The sequence below is a fragment of the Citrobacter sp. S39 genome (assembly GCF_009495675.1).
Classification (GTDB): Bacteria; Pseudomonadota; Gammaproteobacteria; order Enterobacterales; family Enterobacteriaceae; genus Citrobacter; species Citrobacter freundii.
The window spans coordinates 90563-115128 of the sequence record NZ_CP045557.1; the positions used below are offsets into that span (position 1 = coordinate 90563).

The 24566-nt window shown below is 40.2% G+C and carries 26 protein-coding genes; 7 read left to right on the top strand and 19 right to left on the bottom strand.

The window, feature by feature from the left end; all coding sequences use genetic code 11:
• Positions 1-2: 2 nt before the first annotated feature.
• From GFB57_RS24990 to GFB57_RS25075, 18 genes are all read right to left on the bottom strand, one after another.
• Positions 3-506: a type 4 pilus major pilin gene (locus GFB57_RS24990; RefSeq protein WP_109862488.1), complete on the bottom strand. Its 504-nt coding sequence runs from the start codon at positions 504-506 to the stop codon at positions 3-5.
• Between the two features lie 18 nt (positions 507-524).
• Positions 525-1589, bottom strand: a complete 1065-nt coding sequence (locus tag GFB57_RS24995; protein ID WP_109862487.1) for a type II secretion system F family protein — start codon at positions 1587-1589, stop codon at positions 525-527.
• 1 nt (position 1590) lies between these two features.
• Complete coding sequence (locus GFB57_RS25000) at positions 1591-3144, bottom strand: ATPase, T2SS/T4P/T4SS family (protein ID WP_222214641.1); 1554 nt, start codon at positions 3142-3144, stop codon at positions 1591-1593.
• Positions 3145-3612 carry a type IV pilus biogenesis protein PilP gene (gene pilP, locus GFB57_RS25005; protein ID WP_181654465.1) on the bottom strand — a complete coding sequence of 156 codons (468 nt, stop codon included), beginning with the start codon at positions 3610-3612 and terminating at the stop codon, positions 3145-3147.
• Positions 3599-4963: a type 4b pilus protein PilO2 gene (gene pilO2 / locus GFB57_RS25010; RefSeq protein ID WP_290366985.1), complete on the bottom strand. Its 1365-nt coding sequence runs from the start codon at positions 4961-4963 to the stop codon at positions 3599-3601. The genes pilP and pilO2 overlap by 14 nt, the downstream gene beginning before the upstream one ends.
• Positions 4964-4972: 9 nt before the next feature.
• Positions 4973-6658 carry a PilN family type IVB pilus formation outer membrane protein gene (locus GFB57_RS25015; protein WP_119918913.1) on the bottom strand — a complete coding sequence of 562 codons (1686 nt, stop codon included), beginning with the start codon at positions 6656-6658 and terminating at the stop codon, positions 4973-4975.
• Positions 6659-6667: 9 nt separating this feature from the next.
• Complete coding sequence (locus tag GFB57_RS25020; protein WP_290366986.1) at positions 6668-7507, bottom strand: toxin co-regulated pilus biosynthesis Q family protein; 840 nt, start codon at positions 7505-7507, stop codon at positions 6668-6670.
• A gap of 52 nt (positions 7508-7559) precedes the next feature.
• On the bottom strand, positions 7560-8624 hold the full coding sequence (virB11, locus tag GFB57_RS25025; protein ID WP_109862481.1) for a P-type DNA transfer ATPase VirB11: 1065 nt from the start codon (positions 8622-8624) through the stop codon (positions 7560-7562).
• A gap of 9 nt (positions 8625-8633) precedes the next feature.
• Positions 8634-9758 carry a TrbI/VirB10 family protein gene (locus tag GFB57_RS25030; protein WP_213707401.1) on the bottom strand — a complete coding sequence of 375 codons (1125 nt, stop codon included), beginning with the start codon at positions 9756-9758 and terminating at the stop codon, positions 8634-8636.
• Complete coding sequence (virB9, locus tag GFB57_RS25035; RefSeq protein ID WP_109862479.1) at positions 9748-10590, bottom strand: P-type conjugative transfer protein VirB9; 843 nt, start codon at positions 10588-10590, stop codon at positions 9748-9750. The genes GFB57_RS25030 and virB9 overlap by 11 nt, the downstream gene beginning before the upstream one ends.
• Positions 10587-11270: a type IV secretion system protein gene (locus GFB57_RS25040; protein WP_109862478.1), complete on the bottom strand. Its 684-nt coding sequence runs from the start codon at positions 11268-11270 to the stop codon at positions 10587-10589. Before GFB57_RS25040 ends, virB9 begins: the two co-directional genes overlap by 4 nt.
• Positions 11271-11364: 94 nt before the next feature.
• Entirely contained in the window at positions 11365-12324 is a 960-nt protein-coding gene (locus GFB57_RS25045) for a type IV secretion system protein (RefSeq protein WP_284880730.1), read from the bottom strand.
• A 31-nt stretch (positions 12325-12355) separates the two neighbouring features.
• Positions 12356-13012: a P-type DNA transfer protein VirB5 gene (virB5, locus tag GFB57_RS25050; protein ID WP_109862476.1), complete on the bottom strand. Its 657-nt coding sequence runs from the start codon at positions 13010-13012 to the stop codon at positions 12356-12358.
• Positions 12999-15464, bottom strand: coding sequence for a VirB4 family type IV secretion/conjugal transfer ATPase (locus tag GFB57_RS25055; RefSeq protein ID WP_109862475.1), 2466 nt, complete (start codon positions 15462-15464; stop codon positions 12999-13001). The genes virB5 and GFB57_RS25055 overlap by 14 nt, the downstream gene beginning before the upstream one ends.
• Before the next feature lie 7 nt (positions 15465-15471).
• Positions 15472-15777: a VirB3 family type IV secretion system protein gene (locus tag GFB57_RS25060; RefSeq protein WP_109862474.1), complete on the bottom strand. Its 306-nt coding sequence runs from the start codon at positions 15775-15777 to the stop codon at positions 15472-15474.
• A 14-nt stretch (positions 15778-15791) separates the two neighbouring features.
• Entirely contained in the window at positions 15792-16076 is a 285-nt protein-coding gene (locus GFB57_RS25065; protein ID WP_109862473.1) for a TrbC/VirB2 family protein, read from the bottom strand.
• Positions 16076-16354, bottom strand: coding sequence for a hypothetical protein (locus GFB57_RS25070; RefSeq protein WP_109862472.1), 279 nt, complete (start codon positions 16352-16354; stop codon positions 16076-16078). Before GFB57_RS25070 ends, GFB57_RS25065 begins: the two co-directional genes overlap by 1 nt.
• A 71-nt stretch (positions 16355-16425) precedes the next feature.
• Complete coding sequence (locus GFB57_RS25075) at positions 16426-17190, bottom strand: lytic transglycosylase domain-containing protein (RefSeq protein WP_109862471.1); 765 nt, start codon at positions 17188-17190, stop codon at positions 16426-16428.
• Positions 17191-17291: 101 nt separating this feature from the next.
• Between GFB57_RS25075 and GFB57_RS25080 the strand changes: the two genes are divergently transcribed.
• On the top strand, positions 17292-17627 hold the full coding sequence (locus GFB57_RS25080) for a hypothetical protein (RefSeq protein WP_109862470.1): 336 nt from the start codon (positions 17292-17294) through the stop codon (positions 17625-17627).
• 68 nt (positions 17628-17695) lie between these two features.
• Here the strand turns inward: GFB57_RS25080 and GFB57_RS25085 are convergent, their stop codons facing one another.
• A complete protein-coding gene (locus GFB57_RS25085) occupies positions 17696-18454 on the bottom strand; it encodes a RepB family plasmid replication initiator protein (protein ID WP_109862469.1) in 759 nt (252 codons plus the stop codon).
• Positions 18455-20453: 1999 nt separating this feature from the next.
• Between GFB57_RS25085 and GFB57_RS25090 the strand changes: the two genes are divergently transcribed.
• The 6 genes from GFB57_RS25090 to GFB57_RS25115 all read left to right on the top strand — a co-directional run bounded on the left by GFB57_RS25090 (position 20454) and on the right by GFB57_RS25115 (position 24493).
• Complete coding sequence (locus tag GFB57_RS25090; protein ID WP_109862537.1) at positions 20454-21197, top strand: ParA family protein; 744 nt, start codon at positions 20454-20456, stop codon at positions 21195-21197.
• A gap of 1 nt (position 21198) precedes the next feature.
• A complete protein-coding gene (locus tag GFB57_RS25095; RefSeq protein ID WP_290366987.1) occupies positions 21199-22260 on the top strand; it encodes a ParB/RepB/Spo0J family partition protein in 1062 nt (353 codons plus the stop codon).
• On the top strand, positions 22241-22714 hold the full coding sequence (locus tag GFB57_RS25100) for a hypothetical protein (protein WP_109862535.1): 474 nt from the start codon (positions 22241-22243) through the stop codon (positions 22712-22714). The genes GFB57_RS25095 and GFB57_RS25100 overlap by 20 nt, the downstream gene beginning before the upstream one ends.
• Complete coding sequence (locus GFB57_RS25105; protein ID WP_109862534.1) at positions 22714-23040, top strand: hypothetical protein; 327 nt, start codon at positions 22714-22716, stop codon at positions 23038-23040. Before GFB57_RS25100 ends, GFB57_RS25105 begins: the two co-directional genes overlap by 1 nt.
• A 316-nt stretch (positions 23041-23356) precedes the next feature.
• The gene (locus tag GFB57_RS25110; protein ID WP_119918960.1) at positions 23357-23881 is read left to right on the top strand and encodes a J domain-containing protein; all 525 of its coding nucleotides are present in this window, start codon (positions 23357-23359) and stop codon (positions 23879-23881) included.
• A 48-nt stretch (positions 23882-23929) separates the two neighbouring features.
• A complete protein-coding gene (locus GFB57_RS25115) occupies positions 23930-24493 on the top strand; it encodes a hypothetical protein (protein ID WP_109862532.1) in 564 nt (187 codons plus the stop codon).
• The last annotated feature ends 73 nt before the right edge of the window (positions 24494-24566 follow it).

A 24566-nucleotide genomic window follows, 5' to 3' on the forward strand; every position in this document is an offset into this window, starting at 1 on the left:
TTTTATGAGCTAGTAGTGAAAGCAAGGCTGTTAGTATTACCCGCTGTACATGCTGTTTGAGCACTTACAGTAGGAACTTCACCAGTGAAAGAAGAACCATTATTGATTTTTGTTGTGGTAACATCAGCCCCGCTAAGCGTTGTAGCAAGTTTGATGCAGTCAGATTGACTTAATTTTGTTGTAGTAACCGTAAACCCGACTCCCGCACCGACAACTGTAATATCGCCACCGGATTTATTATAAAGCTTACCAGAAGTAACAGTAACGGATTTACCAAGTGATCCTGCAAGAGCTGGTACATAGTCAGATGTGCCATAACCAGTGGAGTTTCGTAGCTGACGCATCTCCTGCATGATCGTGGTAATACCCTGAATTTCAGATGCTGTATTAGGCTTGAGCATTGCCCAACCGATGATAGAGGCTACAGCTACAAGCCCTGCGATACCCATTGCCCAACCGCCGACACCATCACCAATTTGCCAAACACCTTTCTTCATACTTTTCATAAACTACCCCTTTAGATACTAAACATTAAACATCGCTGTAATTAATGGAGAGAGAATAAAGCAAACACCTATAATACCGAATGCACACCCCAACATCCCCATAACCTGAATTGATTTACTAGCCTTTTCTAAGGCCGAAATAGTTGACTCTTGCCAACGGTCACTAAAACTGGTTAACGATCCGCTCTTATTAGATGTGTCGAAAACACTGCATAATTTAATTATTGCATCTTCACTAGGGAAGTCATATCCACTTGAATCGAGTGCAGCCCCTAGATTACCCTCACCATGAGATAATCCAATCAAAGCACCATCAATACGTTCAATCAACCATTTACTACGAGAGCTACCTTTAATTTTCAATAGCGCATCACGCAATGGAATACCGGATGAAAGCATAGCATCAACGTTTGATACAAATATAGCTCCATTTAGAGTTCTATAAATTGAATATGGTAAAAACTTATCTGCATGGTAACGACCATTTCCCGTCCATCGTGGAAGAGAATAAACAACTAAATAAATCGTTGCCAGCACTGCTGCTATTGCAATATACCAAAATTCAGAAATAAAAACATAGAAATAATAAATAACTTTTTGAGCGCTCCCCCACATATATAAAGGGGTGGTTTGTAATATATAAGGAATTAGCATTGAACATATCATTGCCAACAAAGTAAAGAAACATAGAAACATAAATAAAAGCATCGCAACAGCACCAAACATAGATGATTTCATTCTCTTTAAATCTTTAGCCATTTTTTCAGCGCGATAGAACCCATCGGCTGTAGCATTAACAGCATCACTAGCCTCTATGACACTTCGCTCAGATTCTGGAATCCACTCTGCTAAAGATTCAGCCAGGGTGCTGCCTGTAGCTAAATGAGAAGAACATTCACGCAGGATCTCCGCAATGGGGTGATTAGGTTTTTTACCTCGCCTAGTATAACTTTCAATTAAACGTGAGTAGACAACATCAACTTCAACACCATCAAGAAGGTATTGTCTAAAGTTGTCGTATAATTCAATGCGATCACTTGCATTGAATGTAGCTCTAGTTATAAACCTATTAAATCCGTTCATATCAAGCCACTTTAAGTTTTGAGGTTACAGAGTTGCGAATTTCATCAGTAAACATTTGAATATCACGATCGAGGCTACTCACATTACTATGAGAGTAAACAGGATCAATCTTGCCCTGATTAATAAGACTAATAGCATTAGCTGCTAATGTTTGGCCTCCTTGCTGATACCAATATTCATACGCCGCGAGCTTACCTTTAGTCTGGAAAATTTGCATGAAATTAGCGTTAGTTTCGATAATTTCATAAATGCCTGTCATACCTTTATAGCCTGTATGATTACAGTGTTCACACCCTTCTTCATTGGCTATATACACACCACTCGGAATACAATGCGTTTCAATTAACTCACGATAAACTGGATCAACTTTATGCGAATGTTTTACATAAGCCTGTTTACAATGTTCACATAATAAAGGAGCCAGACGTTGACCTATCAAACATGTGAGCAATGAAGAATCCGTAATTAAATCCATATCAACATTAAAGCTTTTCAGTCGAGGGATAATGTCGATTGGATTGTGCGTGTGAATAGTGGTATACACTTTCTGCCCCGTTTGGGCAGCAGAGATAGCGCCAGTGGCAGAAGTGAAATCCCTCACCTCACCAATATAAATTTGGTCTGGATCTAAACGCATGAGATTCGCAATTGCATCACCCCACGCTTTGGATAATGCGCCCGGAGTGCCCCTATCAATGCAAATCAAAGGTGTCTGAACAGCACCGGCAATTGTAGACTCTATAGGATCTTCAACGGTCAGTAGATGAATCCCAGGATCGCGTGAAGTAACGATTTCAGCCATACATTTTGCAAGAGTACTTTTACCTGAGTTAGTCGGGCCACTCATGAAAACAACACCAGAGGGTTTACTAATTACGCGCTGTAAGATTCGCTCCTGTTCGTCAGTAACACCTAACTCACGAAGAGTTAGAGATTTATTATTTTTACGTAACAGACGAATTACAATGAGTCCTTTTTCATCTGTCGGGCGGGTTGCCAGACGCCCACCATTCAAGCCTAAGCTTTCGACGTGTGACTCTTTGACCTTTGCATCAACTGGTTCAGAAAAAGTAAATGTAGGCGCGGTGCGCCCTTCACACATAGTCTGATAAAGGGCTTGCACGAAGCGAACGCCTTTATCGTCTACAAGGTCAGTATAAAAAACAAGTTTCTGATCAATTCGGAAGAAAATTTTAGTGTATTTATTTCCTACGCGAATGTGAATATCAGAAGCACGACGCTTTGCTGCAACTTCGAAAGTATGAACAATATCAGCTTGTAAATCTGAGTGCTCTTCTTTAGAAGTAAACACATCATTACGCTGCTGTAACTCTATAAGCTTAGATTTCGCTATAGGTTCCCATATAGTCTGAGGCCATTGCTTAAAGAAAAGCTGGCGATAGTCCATAACTTCTGGATGAAGCTTATGGTCTTTAACTACATAAAGAGTTCGATTTTCTCCATTTGTAGCAATAAGCATATTCTCGACCAAAAAAGGACTAGGGTTAATATCAGACAACCCATACTGACTGGAAATAGAGAAATATTCTTCCATTTAATTAGCCTCATCTTTTAATAGAGATTTTTTATTATCTTTTATCGAGTTAACCCAAACCCCTGTAACAGAGACAGTCGATAATTGATAACCACCCGGAAGCATTTCACCTGCTCTTTTCCAATCAGTTGTACCATCTGGATATTTTAATTGAACTAGCTTATTCATAATACGAAGTACTGTTGGCAATGAATCAGTTCTAACAACAGTTGTCGCTGGCGGCTGAGAATATCCCGGCATCCCCATTGAAGGCGATTGAGATACTTGCGATGCTTGAATCTCGGGATTCTCAGCTTCTAATTGAGCCTTTTTACGCGCCGCAATAGCCTTGTAAATAGTTGTGTCGGCATTAATAACATCAAGGTCGCCTAAAGTCTTTACATCCTGAGCAAAGGACGGTAATGAAAAAAGAAAAGATAAAATAAAACCGATGATTTTTTTGCATGCAAAACTGTTATTTTTTGCCATATACTGTACCTTCCACACTGTAATTGGTTTCACCTTCCGCATTATTAATCTTATAAGTAATTCTGTTCAGCCTAATCCCGTCCAAGGCTAAAGTTTTAAAAATAAGACGCGGTGTAATAGACGAGTCATAGCTAAACTTAATCTCGCTCCAATCAGGAGGAGGAATAGTTTCATCAGTAGTTTCTACTTTTTGGACATTTTCTACATAATTATACCCAATACCATGTTTTTGAAGAACAGTTGATAACATAATTATCCGCTCTGACATAGGTTCAAGCGGATCATCACCGTTCTTTTTAGATTGTACAGGTAAGATGAAAGAAGCTACTGTACTATCCTTTATATTAAAGACTGGCTCTGTATTAAATAGTTCCCGCACTTTTTTTGCAAAACTATCAGAGTTGGCAGTACTTTCGCCCCCACGATTATAAACAGGAACAAGCTGCATTACAGCGTTATCTTTTGAAGATGGATTTTGGTTATTTTCACAGTCAACCAAAACAGGTCTCCACCCTTCTATTGATAATGGAATAGATTTTATTGCAATATCGCATGCGACAATGAAATCATAAACACTTGGTTTTTCAATCCAAGGATGTTTTAAACTTTCCATCATCATCTTATATTTTGCTTGCTTATTTATTTCTTCTTGCCTAGCTATTTCAGCTTGTCTAAGTCTCTCAGCCTCAATAGCTTGCTGTTCTAAATAATAATTGATTGCAAGAAGTGCTGCAATTGCTACAGCTAACAAGATAAATATATAAACAATTTGTTTGCGCGTCAGCCCAAATGTGAGAGGTTTTAACTTATAATCTTTCTTCAAAACATCAGAAGTTAAAACATCACTAAGGTTTGCTTCTTGAGTCACCCAGGGGAAAGAAATATCACCGATAACGCTTACCTGCTCATTGCGTTCTGGATCATGAAGGTCATTCTTCAACCCATCAACAAGCTTCTTAATATCAGCTTTATCTACTACAACATCAGTCCAAGGAATGACAGCGCCGTTATCTCCAGACGCGACAAGAATATACTGGTCAGAATCTTCATCATTACCGTGGATAGGAAATACCCCTATCCACGCACCAGGAATTATAGAAACGAGGCTCAGTGCTAGAGAATACATCCCTTTAATGCTTTTAGCTTGTTTCGGCGCAAACCCAGCTTGAATAAAATCACCTTTTTTTATAGCTACAACATCAAGCCCATTTTTTTTCCCGTATTCTTTTGCCTCCTTCATATGCTTACGGGCATTGTTAAGCGCTTTCCAATCAAGTCCTACAGCAAAGTTGTTTCCATTTACTGTAATGACTTTGATTTTTTTATGCTGGATTTGCGATTCATCATTCATAGCGCAGCCTTACGAGATAACCGGGGTTATAGAAATGACAAACATACGTTTGCTGTTTTTACCGTTCATACCGCCACCGAAAATAATATTATTCGGATCTCCTACCCCTTGTTTAGTTGCATCACTAACTTCCTGTTCAAAACCACTCATAACAATGGTCTGGTTAGGTTTCAGCCAAACCCTTTGGTTAATAGAGTTAGAGTCTACATCCGGTGCTTCAATAAGATTAGTTTTATCAGCATTATTAATCTGTCGAATCTGTTTAAGGTTGGATATATCCATAAACATAGTCAGCATGATCTTGCTACTGTCCGGGGCTATTTTAGGTAAAATTGTAATATTAGTACCCGTAGTTACCGACCCCGGATTTAATGAACCAGAAGTACCCACGTTACTTGTTTGCTCTGACGTTACACTTTGTAAATATGTAACTTGGCTAGCCACCTGAACTGGCACGGCAGCAAGGTTAGTTGTCATGATATTGTTGGTTTTAACATCAGATACTTTAACCTGCTCAGAAAGTGCTTTAAACAGCACATCAGATCCCGCAAACTGCTTTGCCGAACCAGTAGCAGTATCTAATACCTGAAAACCTCCACTGATCGCATCAGTGCTTGAAGGGAAAGAGTTAGCCAGTGAAATGCCGTACTTACCTGATAAGCTATTCCAGACAAGATTCCAATTAACCCCCAATTCATCATTTCTATTGAGATTAATGGTGTAGATTTTAACACTCAATTTTACTTGTTTACTAAGCGAAGAGTTTTCGCTATTAAGATAGTTCCCGATATTACGCACAACATCTGGTACGTCAGTAACAACAATTGCACCAGAAGTATTATTCATGCTTAATCGACCAACACCGGGTGTTAGCATGCTTTGTGCAGTGGTTTTAATATCACCATAAAGATCGTTCTCTAACTGAACTTCCGTATTTGAGTTTGAGCCAGAATCGCCACTCACACCGCCAGACCCCGAACTTCCAGAAGAAGAATTTGACGTACCTGACTGCGTTGAAATCCCGCTTTTAACTAATGAATAGAGCTTAGTTTTCGCATCAGTTGCATCAATCTGAAAACGTTTCGTTTCGAGATAGAAAATGGTGATTGCATTATTCTCATATTTCCATGAGACACCGAAGCGAGAAGCCCCAGCATCCATCAAGCCTTTCCCATTACCTTCATAAACAAAGTCGGTGATGAAGCGCGTTCCCATGCTACGGCCAGATGTAGCAGTGGATGAAGGGGAATTGAGTGATTGCAAAGAAACCATGTTGTTACTGTCAAGAACCGGGGGAGGAACAGCAGACAATTGCTGAGTGCTGCCATTGCCACCACCTTGACCAGAAAGCAACATGGCAACATCTGGAGTGATACGAACAGGAACATGACACAGCGTGGTAACATCCTGCGCGAACTGATAAATATCAACAGGGCGTACTGGTTTATACGCAACCTTACAAGTTAGCTCAGGCGGTGGTACATCCTCTGGATTGAATTTTAAAGGTTGTGGATTAATCCACTGTTCATCTTTGTAAACTACCGAAGGGCGATTTACGGTAAAATCAGTCATTGCTTTTGTGGCAATTTGATTATTTGATTCAGCTTTATCCATAGTGTCATTAATTCTGCTGATGCTGCATCCAGACAAAACAAAGGATAAAGCTATACATTTAGCTAAAAGATTATATTTCATTTTAAAACCCTATTTTGTCTGATTAGGCTTATCAGATACGGAAATTATGCACTGAGATTTATATACATCGACAAACAATGGAGTATCTGCTTTTCTGTATAAATCAAATAATTTATTCAGAACCTCAAAATAACTACCATTAAAACTCAATGGGGAATCTATTCGATAGTCAATCAAAACAGGCCAAACAACTTGCCATTTATTAGCCCCTGAACAAAACTCACCTTCTGTCCAGCGATTAACCACCCCCTTCAATGTTTCCCCTGATTTAGCACCCCATTGTTTACCTATTGGTTGTAACTTAATGGGAACAGGATTAATGATATTAGCTGGCTTAGGCGCTGCACTAGCAACACTAACACTCTTATTGGTATTAACAGCAGTAAAAGCAGGTGTGTTTGCCGTTACAACAATAGGTGCTGACATTTTCGGTGATACGATGCTATTAGTTTTTTGTTCAACAGCTTTAGAAGCCCCGGTAAATGGATTTTTACCACCATTACTATTTGCGGTTGTAATTACAGTACCAGCTACTTTAGTAGAACCTGTATTAACAACGGGCTTTGACGTAGTTTTTGCTACATCCTGCGTATTTTTTGCATGCAAAAAACCATTAGCATTTGTGGCTACAGGCGTTAATGTAGATACCACTGGCTTAACGGCTGTTTTATTTGATTCTGCCGCCTTATAGGACTGTCTATTAATTTCAATAGCCAGTTCCGCAGGAATACCCATCTGATTTAACGCAATACGCTCACCCTCTGGCTTAGGAAGTTCAGGTGGTTTACTGCTGCAACCCATTAAGGTAATGGCAGATGCAGTTAACAACACTAGCTTTTTATAAGTCATAGTATGCATCCTAACGAGAATATAAACATTCTATATCAATTAAATCAATATTTCAATTTTGATTTTTAAGATTAGCAACATAAATAGGATCGAAAAATATCTCTGTAACTTTTCTATTATGCATTTGAACAACAATATCAATCGTTGTATACACTTCGTTTCTAATTACTTCAAAACCGAGCGACCGCGCATCTTCTGATTGCATAGCTAGTGTCGCAATTCGTTGAAATGCACGGTATGCAGTACCAGAATGAACTGACGTAATTGACCCAGGATGTCCAGTATTCAAAGACATTAGATAGTGCCACGTTTCATATCCGCGTAATTCTGCCAAGAATATTCTATCAGGTGTCGCCCTCATACATGCTTCAAGCAACTGCTGAGGATTAATTCGCCCCTCTCCACGTCCAAAAATAAGCGGTAGCTTATTTGGAAAAGATTCAAGTTTAAGCTCGTTAACATCCTCCATCGTTATGATTCGTTCACTGCGGTCAACAGACTCTATTAACGCACGCATGAACGTAGTTTTACCTGAACCCGTCGCCCCAGAAATAACGATATTCTTCTTATGCTTAATTGCGTACTCAAAAAAATCTTTATATTGACCATGATTGAGGTACATAAGCAGTTGGGCGTCCACTGCTTCAATTCTATTGAAATCTCTACGGTCTTTTCTCTCTAAAATTTCATCATCCGTAAGCAAATTAAACGAAGTGTTTTGAACGGATTCAAATGCACCTTGTTCAACTATCTGTTGTAATGTAAATGATTTTTCAATGAACTTACGGATGATTAGTCCCATGTAACCATTTAAGCAAGCGGGTGGTTGTATAATTGTACACCGCTCACCTCCCGGCATCTGAAAGTAACTCAATGCTTGCTCTTTTGATTTGTTATAAACAGCAATTGAACGATTGATCGAAATCATTTTCTTAGTTGTTATATCAGGGCATTCAACTTTAACAGTTCCGTCTTTACCTTTAGTCCAATACTCACCAGGTACATTAAACATAATTTCAGTTACATCAGGATCAGACATTGCGCTCTCGAAAGGTTTAATAAGAGACAAGAGCAACTCGGCCTCATCCTGATCATATATACTGTCGTTATCAGACATAAACAATCCTCAGTTTTTCTCAAGCTTATATACAGAGCTAAAATCCATATCCTGCATTACATCAATACCAACAATTTCCCCTGAATTTTTCCTGATAATATTTGGTATATTGATATTATTCTTGAGTGTTTCCACAGCAATATCATTGGTTGCTTGAGTGGTATTATCTACATTTACACTATTACTATTGGTATTGGATTTCGCCAGATGCGTTGACGCATTACCGATAACGTCCTGGATAGTACTTAGTAAGATAGTGTTATAAAAACGCGTCCCAAACTGAGTATCTAGCACACCATCAATACCAGCTTCACCCATAGCACCTACCGCTGGGGCGCTGATTTCCATAAAGACACCCTTCGGTGTTTCTATCCGATCCCATGTTGCGAAAATACGAGTCTGCCCTTGCGCTACACCACCCTGAAAACTGCCTGTAAATTGAGTGTTACGCTCCATCAGTAGCACCTTTCCAGACGATGAATATACGTCCTGTATTGTGTGACATGTAAGCTGGCCTGGCACATTAGAATCAATGTTCCTATCCAAAGCACAAGGAATTGTGTTTCCTCGCGTCAGGATTAAATCAAGGCTCTTACGTGCCGTTGCTTTAACAGATACCGTTTTGATAGCACTAAGAGACTTAGAAAGCGCGTTGTCACTATCACCCAAGTCTTTACTATCTGACTTACTCTCCGACTGGCTATTATCCGCTTCTTCACCACCTCCAAAAGCAGATCCCAAACGCCGCTTTTGTGCAGCTTGTTCAGGGGTTAGCCCGTCTTTGTCCAAAACAACATCCGGCTTACTTTCATCTTTCCCGGAATCCCCCGCAGCAGGTTGATCTACCTTCACCTCAACGGGAGCAGGGGTTTCAGGAACAGGCTTTTCGACCTCAAACTTACGCCTAAGCTTCTCTCTTTGTGGAACAACATCTGTACTTTTTAGTTCCGGCTCGGCCTTCTTAAAGTTCGCGAAAAGAAAGTATGAACCAGCACAGATCACAGCAAGAATTAATGCTAAAGCACTAAATAGTTTGTTACCTCCACCTTTAATTTTTCGCCGTGCAACTGAACCATCAATATTAGAGTTTTCTTTTTCAAGTTCAGCTAATGGATCAATTTCTTTATTGCTCATTGATAATCACCCTCTTGTATTTGTCAGATACTGTTCCTGTATAGTTTTCGTAAACTGGTTGACGGCCATCATTTTCGTTATAGACGCCAGCAACAGAAGTCCCCAATCTCAAACGGAACTCACGACTTATCCTATGAACAACAACAATCTCACTATTCAACCCCTCTTGGTGCTTAGTTACTTTGGACTCATTACCTAAAGAATCAACAGCGCTTATTGTCGGAATATCTTGACCTGGAGCGAACTTAAAATATGTAAACCCTTGAGTGTCCCATACATTCATCGGGGCAAGTTTCTTCTCCCCATTAATCGTGTATTTAAGATTTACCCCTTTTGCAAGAAGCTTATTAAATTCATTTTTACGCTGAACTTCATCATCAGCATCTTTTTTCTTTTTGGCCTCTACCTCTGGATATTTAAACTGGATCTGGAAAGTCATTTTATTATCAAACGTTCTTTTCCCTTTAGAACCCTTCAAGTACTCCTCGAAGTGGTATCTTATATCAAAGTTGTAAACACGCTTGTCAGTGACAATCGTAAGATTTGTATCGCCATTTTCTGCTTTAGGCTTGATAAAATAATGATTTTTCTTATAACTAAACTGCCAGGCATCACTATCACCGAAAGCATGCGTAAGATAAGTTTCATTAGCATCAAGAATAATATGGGTTGCAACGCCAATCACACTATCAACCTTTGTTACATCATCAGAATTATACATCACCGTCTTGATTCTCGAATCATAAGCAGAACCAACCGGAACGTCCAACGCATAGGAAGATAATGGCGAGATAAATAAGAGACAAACAAGGTATAACTTTTTGAATTTCATCGGCTAAATTCCTGAGATGAACGATAACCATCTACAATTATTCCCATAGGGTTAATCCCTCGTTTACTTCCTTTCATAACATCAGTACTAATATGATAAGAAAGCTCTGCCGACCAATATTGAGTAATTGGCTCACGATTATTTTCTTTAAATGTCTTAGAAAAGCGAATAACCGCCTTTTGGTTTTGAAGGTCAACGCTTGTTGTTAAATTATCAACTACAATTTCGAGATTCCCTTGATAGCGTTTATCAATAGAATCTTTTTTGCCGAATTGATTATCATACTCCCCGCCAACACTATCATCTGACATTGCCATAGTTTGATCATAAGCTATTTGAATAAGCGAATAATTATAACCCTCACGGCCAGTAACGTACTTACGGATAAAGTAATCCATAACAGCTTCATTGCCAGTTATTTGGTCAGGTGTTAAAACGCTCAGAGAATTAACGCTTCCGGTACTTTTATCAAGCTCTAAAAGATATGGTTCTTTATCCTTGAGAGGAACTAATGAAGCTAAAGCAACAAGACTTAATGCGGCTAAAACAAAGAAACCAACACTAGCCATACGATGCCGTTTATTTGATTTTTGCAAAAGTAATACAACATCAATTTCAGCATCATTGGCTTCTTTCACAAATTCTTTTACAGCTTCTTTTGTACTTTCAGTTTTACGCATAAACTATCCCCCATTGAATATAAACATTATATTCAATTAAATCATAATTGCAATTTTGATTTAATAAATTTAGCCCGGAAAGCCGGGCTAATTATTATTTACCTCTGAATGGTGCTGATGCAGAAGATACTGGATTTTTTAATTCCCCAGGACTTCCACCACCGCCTCCGCCACTATTCTTACTCGGTGTATTTGAGGGGGTATTACTAGAGGGTGCATTACTACTCCCGGCTTTAGCTAACGAAGCAATTGCTATCCCATTTGATAGCGCCTGACACAGCTTAGGTATTTCATTTAAGAGTCGATAGCCAATATAACTAAAACAAACGATAGCAAATGTTGTATAAAGCATATTAGCTTCACCAACTGTAAATTGATTTACCAACCTTGTGTACATACCCATTAAGAAACTGAAAAACAGAGCACTTAAAACCAGCATTAATGAATAGTGGATAATTTGGTTTGCCCAATTGTTGAAAAAATTTCTCAACGGTTCCCACAGAAGCGTAAATATGAAAATAAAACCAAGCCCCGCAAGAACAGCAACAACAACCTTTGAGATAAAAAAGAAAATAGCTGTTGTAGCAATCAGGAACATAGAGCTTATGATAAGCGCTACACCAACTAACGCATTCAGCCACGACTCAGGAGAGTACCCAATTAAGCTAAATATTTCTCCAGCCTTATTCACTGATTGCTCTGCTGCAATGTCCAGTACGTTCATTCCAGGACTATTAGAATCAATCAGTGCAGATGCTAACTCTGATGGTAAGCCTAAGATAGTACTTACCAACTCCCGTTGATATAACCCCCCCGCTCCGGCAACAAAAACAACTATGGCGATTACGGTCAATTTTTTGATCCAATCATTAACTGGATTATCATAGTTCCCTAAAAATATCATTAAGGAAAACCACAGAAGTGATATTGACAATCCAGTTTGAACAACTGGCAAAAAATATGTCAGAGCGTTATCAGATATAGAATTGACGATTGTCACCACCATATCATCAATGTTTTTTTCAAGGTCAGTAAAAAAAGTAAATTGAGCCATTTAACGCTCCATTTTTTGCATGCAAAAAAGATTAAAACCTTGGCATGGGTTTATCGCTCGACCAGATATTCTTCTGTATCTGCCTCTCCTTCTCAATCGTAATATTATGCTCAGCTTGCTGTAGCATACTTATAAGTTGCAATCTTGAAGTTTCATTTTGAATCAGCGCTTGTTCCTGTTGGATTCTTGCCTGGAGATCCATAGACGCTTTAGCATCCTGAGTAGCGTTAATCTGCCGACCTAATGATTCAATATTATCAAGGCGTTTTAACGCAGCACTATAAGCAGCTTCCCCCATTGACTTGTTAGCAACAGAATTTTCCCATTGTCTTTTTTTCAATGCTGCCATTTCAGAGGACTTACCAGCAACGCTTTCTGCATCCTCTATTGCATTAAATGAACCATCAAGCCCTTTATAACCTCCATTTTTAACCTGGTCATAAACGCCTTTCCAATCAGTAGGAAGATAATTACGTAATTCAGGTTGGTTTAATAAATCCCCCATATTACGAATGCCCTCTAACTGAGAACGAAGCCCTTTTATTTCATCTATCTGTTGTTTTAATTGAACAACCGTTTGCAACGCTTGAGCGAGTCCGGCAGCATCAAACACCGGAATACCTCCGGCATTTGCACTACCACATGTAAGAGCTACACAAAGAAATATTGAGCATTTAGACAGTTTCATATCTTTTACCCTCGCGAATTTTTTTAATTTTCTGATAGTAAACAGAAAGCCAGTCTTTAGGATCACTTGACGTTTCTGCTATTGCTTCTAACGCAACATCGGCCTTAGCTTTATCGGATGATAGAACCTGCATTTCTTCATTCTTATATTCTGAGAAATCAAATTCAGCTATGGAAGATATAGCCCCTTGCTTAATTATAAACTTATAATCATCCTCAGCCCATCTTTTAAGGATCGAGATTTCCACATCAGACAGCTTCAATAATTTATAATGTTCTTCATTTGCCTTATCGTTACGCAAACAGAGTATCGTAGATAATGAAGCAGCAAACGTTGCACCAATTTCAGAACTAAGAACATCATTTGGCTCTTGAGTACTAAAGATAACGATGCCATTTTCCTTACGGATTGTTTTAAGTTTGTCCTGAATTAAATCAATAAAGAACTTATCTTTAGTAAGCTTCCAGCACTCTTCAAATCCTAAAATGAATGGTGTAACTCCATCAATCAATGCATTACCTCTATGCATTAGATATTTAAGAATAGGTTCTCGTACAATGTCATTATCGAGGAAACTGGTTGTGTCAAAACCATAAATACCACGACTCAATGAGAGGTTATCAGTTGCATTATTAAAGACCCATTTCAAATCGCCTGTAATCCATTTTTCCAGCATACCCCCCACAGACACCCTATCTTCATCACCATCTGGAAGCATTTGTTTCAGATGCCGCAAAGAACGGAGGTGCTTTTCTTCTCGCATTATTGTATCTACAGCCAAATCTACTTCATCATTATCTTTTTTTGTCAGCACTGCGCCAGAAGCTTTGACGGCTAAATCCTTAGTTAGCTCCTTTAAGAAATAGATGTTTTTCTCTGTAGGCTCCATTTGGAAGGGGTTCCATCCAGTAGGTACACCCCATGTAACCGAGTTATATACACCATTGATAGAACGAATCAGGACTTCCATACCCCTGTCTTTGTCAAAAATCACACCGTTCGGTCTATACTTAGTCGCCATTGCCAACAAGAAACAGAAAAGTGTTGTTTTACCTGCACCTGTTTTACCAAATATTCCTGTATGGCCGACAGGCCGATCACCAAACGAGTCTTGATTAAGTGGTGATTCATGGAAGTTGAAATTAATAGGGGTTTTTGATTCCGTTTTAAATACAGCAACCGCATCACCCCAAGGATTTCCATTTAACTTACCGCGCATAAAGTTATGGAACGACGAGAAGCACCAAAAATTAAGCGTTGTTGCAGGCTTAGGCTTAGGACGATACTTCCGGTTAGATGGAAACTGCGCCCAAAATGCTGCTTCAAGGGCTTGTGTATGTGGTTTTACGATGATCCCATGACTGGAGAGGTCTTTTGCAACCGACTCCATGCGCTTTTTAACTTCTTTAACATCGCTGTCGGCCACCATGATAGATAAATGATGATGCCCCATTCCGAACCTGCCACTGGTGATCTGGTCAAGAGCTTCATCAATCTCTTTAATTTGGGTTTCACCTACATCATTAGATTCGCGCAAAAACTTTTTGTGATTACTCAGAAATGATTTAGCGCTACGGTCAGTAACGGGCACAAAACTGTTTACCATTACATAAGGAAACTCACTTTCCAAAAGGAGATCAAACTGCCCCGGCCATGTATCAGGATCATAGTCAGATATACCACAGATACCGATATATTCATGACCTTCTGTACTGCGGCGAATACCAAGATCAGCGTTCAAGCTAAACTTAACCTGAGACTGTACGATGGTATTACTTAACCGCTCTTTAGTGAGCGGAACGCGAACCTTACGACCATTGAAAATATAGCCCATAACTTCTAGAGGTTCAGAATATAAAACTGGCTTCGAAATTGCTTCCGCACCGCCAACTCCATCTTCCTGATAAACTCCACACACCCGGCAATTATACGAACTTAATGCCGAAACCATTTTTTCAGTTATAGCCTCAAGTTCTTTAGCCGATTCCTCATGCAATACGGCAATTGCTTCCCTGCCTTTAGCCCCCTGCTTCCTTATACCAGAGAGAAAATCACTACCATATGGCTTATATACAAGCGCTAAATATAAATCATTCACCATCAATGTGTTGTTTTTAGTATCGGTGAATTTTGTTTTATATTTTCTATCAAATTCAGTGGTGAAGTAATTATCAAATTTACTCTCTGGATATTCTGCTTCGCTACGTCGAATAACATAAGAAAGCATATCGACGTGTGGAGAAACAAAAGACCTTGATACCGTATTAAGGTTTTCTAACCAGCTAAAGATATCTTCAGCATCTGTAGTCTTATGAGAGCGACCTTGAATTTTGATAAGAGTCATAAATTCACATTGTTTCAAGGTTACTATCTTATCAGTTAAATGATAAGCAAAAGGCAGATGTGATGAACCCGGCGTTTTCTTCCGAAACGCCATCAAATTCTCTATCATAATTCACCTACTTCAAATGTTCTTTATGTTCGGTAAAGTCCTCAGTTTCATAACCCTGTTCTTTACCATCTTTTAATGCGTGTATGAATGTCGTTTGTAGGCTTAGCATTAGTAACTGCAATCCATCAGGATCTTTTCTGTATACTTTGAAAAGGAAAACATAAATTACAGGGGCTAGAAACCACAATCCTTTCCAAATAGCTAAACCGAGGCAAATTAATAGACCGAAAGTGACCAAGAAAACATTTCGAGGTATACCGTAGACGAGAGCGGCACGAGCCGCTCCTTTGTAGAAACTATAAGGTTTATTCATTCCCCCCTCCGTTTTTATAAGAAGAGGCTAATAATCCATGAAATACTACCCGCGCCGATCAGACCAGTTAATAACTGCTGGAAGATCTGCTTCCCTATCTGACCGAACATATACAAAATAAATGTAATAACACCGCCGAGACCAGCAATGATTGGGAAAATCGAACTCAACCATGTGTTAAGTGAATTTAGGCCTGAATCTGATTTATTGACTCCTGCCGCCATAGCTAACTCCGGTAGTGCAATAGCAACCGCAAGTACTAAAACATTCACAGCAACTTGTTTACTTTTAGCTTTCATTAACTTTTCTCTCTATGTTCGCAAATTTTAAATTGTCCGTCTGTTATGCCAAATTTCGTATACATGAAATCAAACATCTTCCTCGGATCTGCCCAGGTTCTCATTCCGTCCCGCTGCTTTTCGATATACACTTCCTCGATTTGCATCGAATCAGAATTATAAAAGGTAATAAAGCATGTCCATTCGCCATTCTGCTGCTGCTCAGCACTTACTGACGAGATAGACTCATTTGTAATGACCACTTCTGCATGCTTTAATTGAATACCTTTACGCCCCATAATTAAATCTCCATCCAGGCAGTTTAAAATTAAACGAGGCCAGCAATGGAATATAATTAGAGCGGTAGGGGTTAATCATTCTCGCATTTTTGATTTTCACCCTCTTCACATTCGCTACTAAAAACATCTCCAGTCCCACTTGCTGCGAACACATCCTCTACGCCATCATCTTTAGGTTTTTTTGTAGTCACAGGGGCAACACCACCATCACCTACAGAACCTGTATCAGAGTCCGACTTAGAAGCCTCTAGCCTCTTCTCCCTGCTCTTAGCTATGTAAGGTTGGCCACCGCCACCCTTCACCTCAAGCAGATCAGGAATATTAGCTAAAACTTTCGCAACATACCCGTTTTTAATGCCTTTAGTTGCTGTTCCAGTGTTGTAGCAACTTAACGCACCGACCATTGACCCGGTCATTTCGAAGCAAGAATTGTATATTTTTTCAGCTAGCTTTAAGTTATCGCATGGGTTAAAAACTTTTTGCATGCGAAAATTTATATCCCCCTCAACAAACTTATTAATATTGACACTATTTATCTGAGCTATTCCGGCATCGAAATTATATCTATTCTTCGCAAGCCAGGTTGATACTTCAATAGCCTCAACAATATCTCTAGGTTGACGTTTTAATCTAATGTTTTTTGTATTGATTCCAATCGCAAATGGATTACCTGCGGATTCAGTTTTAACTATACCATAAGCTACTTTTGATTCCGCTTTTATTTTTGGTGCACATTCTTTTATAAGCGCATGTAGATTATCTGAATCAATCATTGATGCACTTACAGAAAATGTATAACACAAGGGCAAAGCCAATATAGCCAAGTGAATTTTCATTTCAATGCCGAATTAGCAAGGTGTGAAATTTATACTATACTACTTGCATCAAGATTGCAATTTTGATTTAATGAATACATGTTGGAAATGAGGGTTTCTTTATGGCACAATCTATCGCACTACAAAAGCAGCCAAAGATCGTTATGACTGACGGTAATGATGTAAGCAACAATCAAAAGGCGCAGCCACAAAAGAGAACCATCCTATCTATGGCTGGTAAGGCTGTTGTGTATCTACTTATGAGCATCATAGGTATGTTGTGGTCGATAAGCCGCCCTATCATTGATAAGTTACTTGGTGTGATGATTTTAGGTAGTGCCGCAGGTGCTTATCTTTTTCATCATTCAGGTAACGACAAAGCTTTCTTCATCACGCTAGGCGCTTTGGTAGTGTCAGTTGTAATCAAAGCACTGATGTACGGACGCTACCACCGCTAAAAGCACTTACAGCATCCAAAAAAAAACCGCTTTCATTAGCGGTTTTTTTGCATGCAAAAACATAAGGTTCAATCATTTCTCTTATCATGGGTGAATGGTGTGAACTGGAAAAGAACACTAGTTATTTTACCTGTTGTTTTTTCTTTCCTGGTTTCCATCGTTAAAGTAGAAAACTCTGGTATTTTTCTTACATCCCTCATTGAAGGTTCCAATACACGCGATTTTAATAATGAGAACTTCTCATATGAGTCTGGTAGCGACCATCTTTCTTTTAATACATCAATTCTTATCGCAAACATACCCGTATCTCTAAATTGTGATAAAGCTTGCAATAATCGCATTGAGTATTTTGATGGCGTTTTAGAAATTTGACCTAATCTGTATGCAGTGAACTGATGATCATGAGCTAATGGCTCCATGAACTCTCTCAAATCACTATTTAGCTTAATTTGATAAATACCTCTTTTCTCGCTAGTCCATCGCGAAGTGACCCAGACCATATCTCTAACAACCGGTTCATCTACCTGATCCCAAGTTTCATAAAGAGTAAGTTCTTTACCCCGGAAGTTTTTCATAGCACGCAGAATATCTTCCCTAGCTTCTTGCTCACCAATATTAAAAACATGCATATATTCTTCGTGATCAATACGAAACACTCCATCTTTCGGCCACCCGCTACGGGCGATGTTATCTAAGCACATAACGAGTACTCGTTGCTGATCACGCGAAAGGTCATTCTTAGCTTGTGTAAGCGCATTCGCTTGCATCAACACCCGGTTGTCAGTCTTAACAACAACTGACCCGCTTCCTTTTCTTCTAGTCGTCATTTCAGCCACACTTAGATTATTGGTTTCTAACTTCCACAAGGGGGGGAACACATCACCGTTAAAATGTATTTCAATTGTTCCCCCCAGTCAAATCAAAATTCAAATATTGATGAATAATCTATCCTTTATATAGATATTGAGAAGCACCCCTCATATCGGTTTCCCCATCAACAACCAAGAAGGGGAACAAATCGCCGTCCTCACGGCCAGCCCCACAGGGGGAACAAATCACCGTTCTCACGGCCAGCACCGCAGGAGGAACAAATCGCCGTCCTCACGGCCAGCCCCACAGGGGGAACAAATCGCCGTCCCCACGGCCAGCCCCACAGGGGGAACAAATCGCCGTCCCCACGGCCAGCACCGCAGGGGGAACAAATCGCCGTCCCCACGGCCAGCCCCACAGGGGGAACAAATCGCCGTCCCCACGGCCAGCACCGCAGGGGGAACAAATCGCCGTTCTCCTGCCCTGCCCCGCACCGGAACAAATCGCCGTTCTCACGGCCAGCACCGCAGGGGGAACAAATCGCCGTCCCCACGGCCAGCACCGCAGGGGGAACAAATTGCCGTCCTCACAGCCAGCACCACAGGGGGAACAAATCGCCGTTCTCCTGCCAGCACCACAGGGGGAACAAACCGCCGTCCTCACGGCCAGCCCCACAGGGGGAACAAACCGCCGTCCTCACGGCCAGTCCCACAGGGGGAACAAACCGCCGTCCTCACGGCCAGCACCGCAGGGGGAACAAATCGCCGTTCTCACGGCCAGCCCCACAGGGGGAACAAATCGCCGTCCTCACGGCCAGCCCCACAGGGGGAACAAATCGCCGTTGTCACGGCCAGCACCACAGGGGGAACAAATCGCCGTCCTCACGGCCAGCCCCACAGGGGGAACAAACCGCCGTCCTCACGGCCAGCCCCACAGGAGGAACAAATCGCCGTTCTCCTGCCCCGCGCCGTGCTGGAACAAACAGCAGTTCTCCTGCCTCCGAGCCGTGCTGGAACAAACAGCCGTTCTCCTGCCTCCGAGCCGTGCCGGAACAAACCGCCGTTCTCCTGCCTCCGAGCCGTGCCGGAACAAACCGCCGTTCTCCTGCGCCTCCGCATTGCGATCTCTTACCAGGTTGAATTGGAGATAGCTGTTAATTACTCACTGGACTAAATGTAGATAATTTAATTGGTGAATAATCAGCATAAAAAAAATCACAGTAACTACATGTTTTATATGAATAAAAACTTATCCACACCACATATATTGTATTGTACAATACAATAATCTAAACGGCGATTTGTTCCTACTTACACGGCGCTTTGTTCCTGTATATATTTCAATATGTTATAGTTTTATAGTGCTGATAATAGAGGCTATTAAGGGGGGAGCATTATTTAATGTTAAACGGCGATATGTTCCCTCATAGACGGCATTTTGTTCCCTCCTAAACGGCGATCTGTTCCCGACAGTTCAATAAAGTGATTATAAATCATTTGCTTATGCACGTTTTTGGAGGGCTACAAGGCTTTTAACAAGGATCTTTAACAAGGATCTATATACAAAGATCTTTTAATAAGTAGTTGAGTGGATAAATTGAATAACTCATTCAAAAACGCTTACCAGCGCCGCAAGCGGCTCGGTCAACCCGAGAAGAGCAGAAAACAAGTTTTCTACTCCTCTCGCGTTATCATATAACACCATTGCGTTTGGAACTATTTCAAGACGTTATTTATATACTGTTAGCAATTAGTTATAATTAATATATTCATCACACTTATCATGCAAACAGTGACCTATCTCTCATATTTATAGTTGACCTGGTAATGTTAATAGCGGTTAATACAGGGGTTTTGACGCAATAAGAAATCTCTTAAATTTATCTTAAAGTTTTGAGATTTATTGCCGATAAAAAAAAAGTATAAAAAATTTAAGGTTTCAATATTGATACCTTACAGAATCTGAGTTATGATACGCACATGGAATCGGGCAATCGCCCATGCTAAGAGGTGTTAAATGGCGCGTGTAATTACAGTAGCTGGTCAAAAAGGTGGTATCGGTAAAACGTTTACTTCTTTGACTATTGCAATCTACATTTCTCAGGTCTTGAAGAAAAAGACACTCTATATCCCTCTCGATAACCAAGGGAAAGCTTCAAAGCGTGTCTTAAACCTCAAAGACGGATTAGTAGTAAATGGAATGTTCTATAACGAACCTTATGATATTCAAAAGGTCGATGAACATCTTGATTCTCTCTGTTCTGACCGCACCATTCATAACCTTGACCGTGCTGATTTTGCAGAAGCGAAAGCTTTTGCAGATGAAGTTAATCGCATCAAAAGTAATTACGAATTTGTCGTTGTTGATACGCCTCCCGGTTTAGGGACGCGCATTACTGCTGCCATTCTCGCGGCGGATAAAATCGTATGCCCGGTTGAAGCTGAGATCACGTCTATCGACGGCCTCATAGAACTGAGAGATACCGTTAGAAAACTAGTCCGTTTTAATCCAAAAGCACGAATTAATTCTATAATTGTTAACAAGTACAAAGATGTTGATGATCAGAAAGACATTCGTGATCAATTAATAGCTATGTTTCCAAATGAGGTACATCCAACTCCAATAAAAGATTTACAACCTATCAAAACTGCCATGTCACAAGGCCGCATGGTTTGGCAGAACGCAAAAAACGGCAACCAACGTGTTGCCGCTAAATTAGTTAAGTCGGTCATTTCTGAAATTATCGAAGGAAAACTGTAAAATGAGCAAATCAGTAAGCAACAAAGTAACTCTGGAAAGTGTATTTGATGAAAATGAATACATCATGGACTTTCCAATGAGCAATATCATTATTAATCCGCAGGTACGCCGTAATAAGAACCCGGAAAAAATCAATGAAATTGCAAAATCAATTGAAGCACACGGCCAGCAACAACCAGTAATCATTGGTTTCCCTGATGATGATGGGAACTGCCCTTTGTATTTTGGTTTTACACGTTATTTTGCTCAAGAACAGCGTGGTTCAGAAACCATCAAAGCTGTTCAGCGTGAAAAACCAGAAAACATTTTGGTTACTCAATTTGTTGAGAACCTGCATCGTGAAAACTTAAATATTGTAGATATTGCCCTGGGCATTAATGACCTGAAAGAAAAAGACGGTCTAAAGGCTAAAGATATTTGCGAGAAATTACAATTAAGCAGTTCTCAAGTCAGCAAGTATACCAGTATTGGTAGCATGCCGACTGACCTGCTTGATCGTGTAGCACCGTTAAGCAATGATATTGACACGTTTTACTATCTTTCGCAGATCTACAAACGTTCTCCGGCTGATGTTGAACAACTTATTGCTCAGGGTGAAAAGGACGGCGAACTAAACCGTGTAACTGTCCGTTCTGCGTCTGATAACCTGAAAAATGCAAATGGCAATGCCGATAATTCCAGTGATAACTCTGGTGCTAATGACGGCAACAGTGACGAAGGTACAAAAACTAAAGGTAAAAAAGGTAAAAACAAAACTGAAGATGATGATGATCAGACTAACGGTGATAATCACTCACCGGACGATAGTTCTGACTCTAATGACTCTAAGACTGGCGATGATTCAGAAGCAAATTCCCAGCGCACGACGGGAACACAAGCTACCACAAAGAACGTCGCCCGAATTTGGGTAAGCTTCCAGGAAGAAGGCCAAGCAATTGAAGGTGAATTAATTGTTTCACCAGATAAGAAACCTTCTGATAAAAACTCTGCAATTGTTCTAATTGATGGGCTTCTAAATGAGTTGCCGCTTGAGGAGTTAACATTTGTGCGAATCAGTTACTAACCCTAGTGCGCATGGCGCACAGGGGTTTAAGTGGCTAACTCGGGATAGTAAATCAAAAGCCATTAATCAATGGCTTTTTTTTTCTAAGAAGCCGCCAGCAGTGGCGGCTCAAATCTTGAACGATTATGCCAATGAACATAAATTACGGGATAATCTATCTCCACCTAAAGGCACAACGCTACAGGATTGGGTGGCTAAAAATACTGCACCTTTGTGGGCATGTCAGGCAGCGCTTGAACTTTGTCTTGCAAATGGTTGGCGGCCTGAAACTGCTACGGAGTGGGCTGTATATGCCTATTTTTTAATTCGTAAAAAAAAGGGTGAATACAGATTACAGGTATTTTCTGAATTGATTCACCCTGGTTTAGATAGAATGTGTGCGTTGGGTTGGATTGTTGCTGCACTAGAGGCAACAGGAAAAGTCCCAGCACCACCCGAAAGAAAAGGTAAATAATGACACTTACAAACTTGCTCTCAGCTATAGAACAGAACAGCAAAAGGCCGCTGCTCTGCATACAGGTACTGTTCTTCTGTTTAGAAAAGCAGTCAGAAGGGCAGCGTGTAATTTTCAAAAATGAAATTGATGGGTTTCTTTGTAAAGACGAAAGTAAGATGAAAGCGTTCTCCAAAAATACAAGCGCCGTTATTACAGACATGGAAGCCGCAGGTATTCTAGTAAAATACTCTCTGATCTCCGGTGAAGTCTCAGAGTATCGCGGTCAGCCTTACCCCTTGGCAGTCAGCGTCACTAATGAGGTAACAGCATCATTTGGCAGATAGAGTTTTTGCATGCGAAAAAAGTAAAATTTGTTGATGGAGTTAACAAGATCTTACCCCCGCTCACTAAAGCATATCCTAAGTAACCGCTAGGTGCGCTGTAAACGCGCCTAGCAACATGCAAGCGACATACCTACCCTACCCCACACCTAACGTTACTCCAATGGCTTACAGGGCTTCTCAGGCAGTCTCAGCCTCTGTCATAAAAATCATTAAATTAGTCTGACAATGTAGACAACTCATCAAATTATGAGTTATAATTATTTCATCGAACAGCAATCCGCTTTTCGAATTTAGCCCACAGGGGCAGGAGTTTTAAATGACTATTCAAGAAGCATTAAACATTTTTGGTTTATCCGGTCAGTTAACCAAAGAAGATATTAAAAAAGCTTACAGAAAAGCTTCTTTAAAACATCACCCGGATCGCAACAAAGATAATCCCATCGCAGCGGAAATTATGAAAGCTATCAATGCGGCTTTCGATTTCCTGAGCGCTAATTTCGATAAAATTAATGATTACCAGGCATCTGATGAAAAATCTCATTATAACTACGGTGAAGAACTTGAACGTGTACTGAGTGAGTTAACAGCATTAGCCGGAATTGTTTTTGAAGTTATCGGGAACTGGGTATGGATTTCAGGAGACACCAAGACACATAAAGATGTCCTAAAAGTGATGGGTTGCAAATGGGCATCACAGAAAAAACAATGGTTTTATCGCCCCGAGGAACATAAATCCCGCCGTAACCGTAAAGAACATACTCTCGATGAAATTAGAGAGATGTACGGAACGAACGGCCAGCGTAAATCATATGGCCGCAAAACGGTAGAAAACCGCGCATAAGATTTGAAGGGGGTGCAAGCCCCCTGATTAAAATTCTAAGGGGGGATAATGGAACGTAATTTTTTCTCGAAGTATGAATCTATATTCAATCGTGTATGCGTTTTTTTGGGTGAAGGATGGAAGATTGATCGTAGAATCCAGGATGATTACAGAATTCATCTTATTCACCCTGATTACCGGAATTACTCTATTTCGGCAAGGTTAGAAAATAATAAAATCAAGTTGCTGGGGTGTGTCCATCTAACCAGAAGAGGAAATCAATTTTCCTCTTGTTCTGTTTCTCCTTTGCGTGATGCTATTGGAATCGCTAGGGATATAAAAAGAAAGATATTGTGTAATGCCCGCGAACAAATTTCATTTTATGAAGCAGACACGAAAGGAGAACGTCTTTTGCGGGAAGAACGAGAATATACCATTAACCTGCTTTCTCGGCTTGTTGATGCTAAAAGATATGAGGGTTATTACGGTGGCCTTTGTCAAATAAAAACTAATCATGGAATAACTGGAAAGGTAGATGATACCAAGGGGGTAATATACAGGTTGGAATTGGACGACCTGAATAAAGACCAATTAATAAAACTCATAGGGTTCATATCTACTCTTGAGCGGTAGCAGTATAAGCGGGTATTTAACCCGCCTATACTGCTTTGCAATATATGCTTATTCAGTTTTGCTGTTAGGTGAG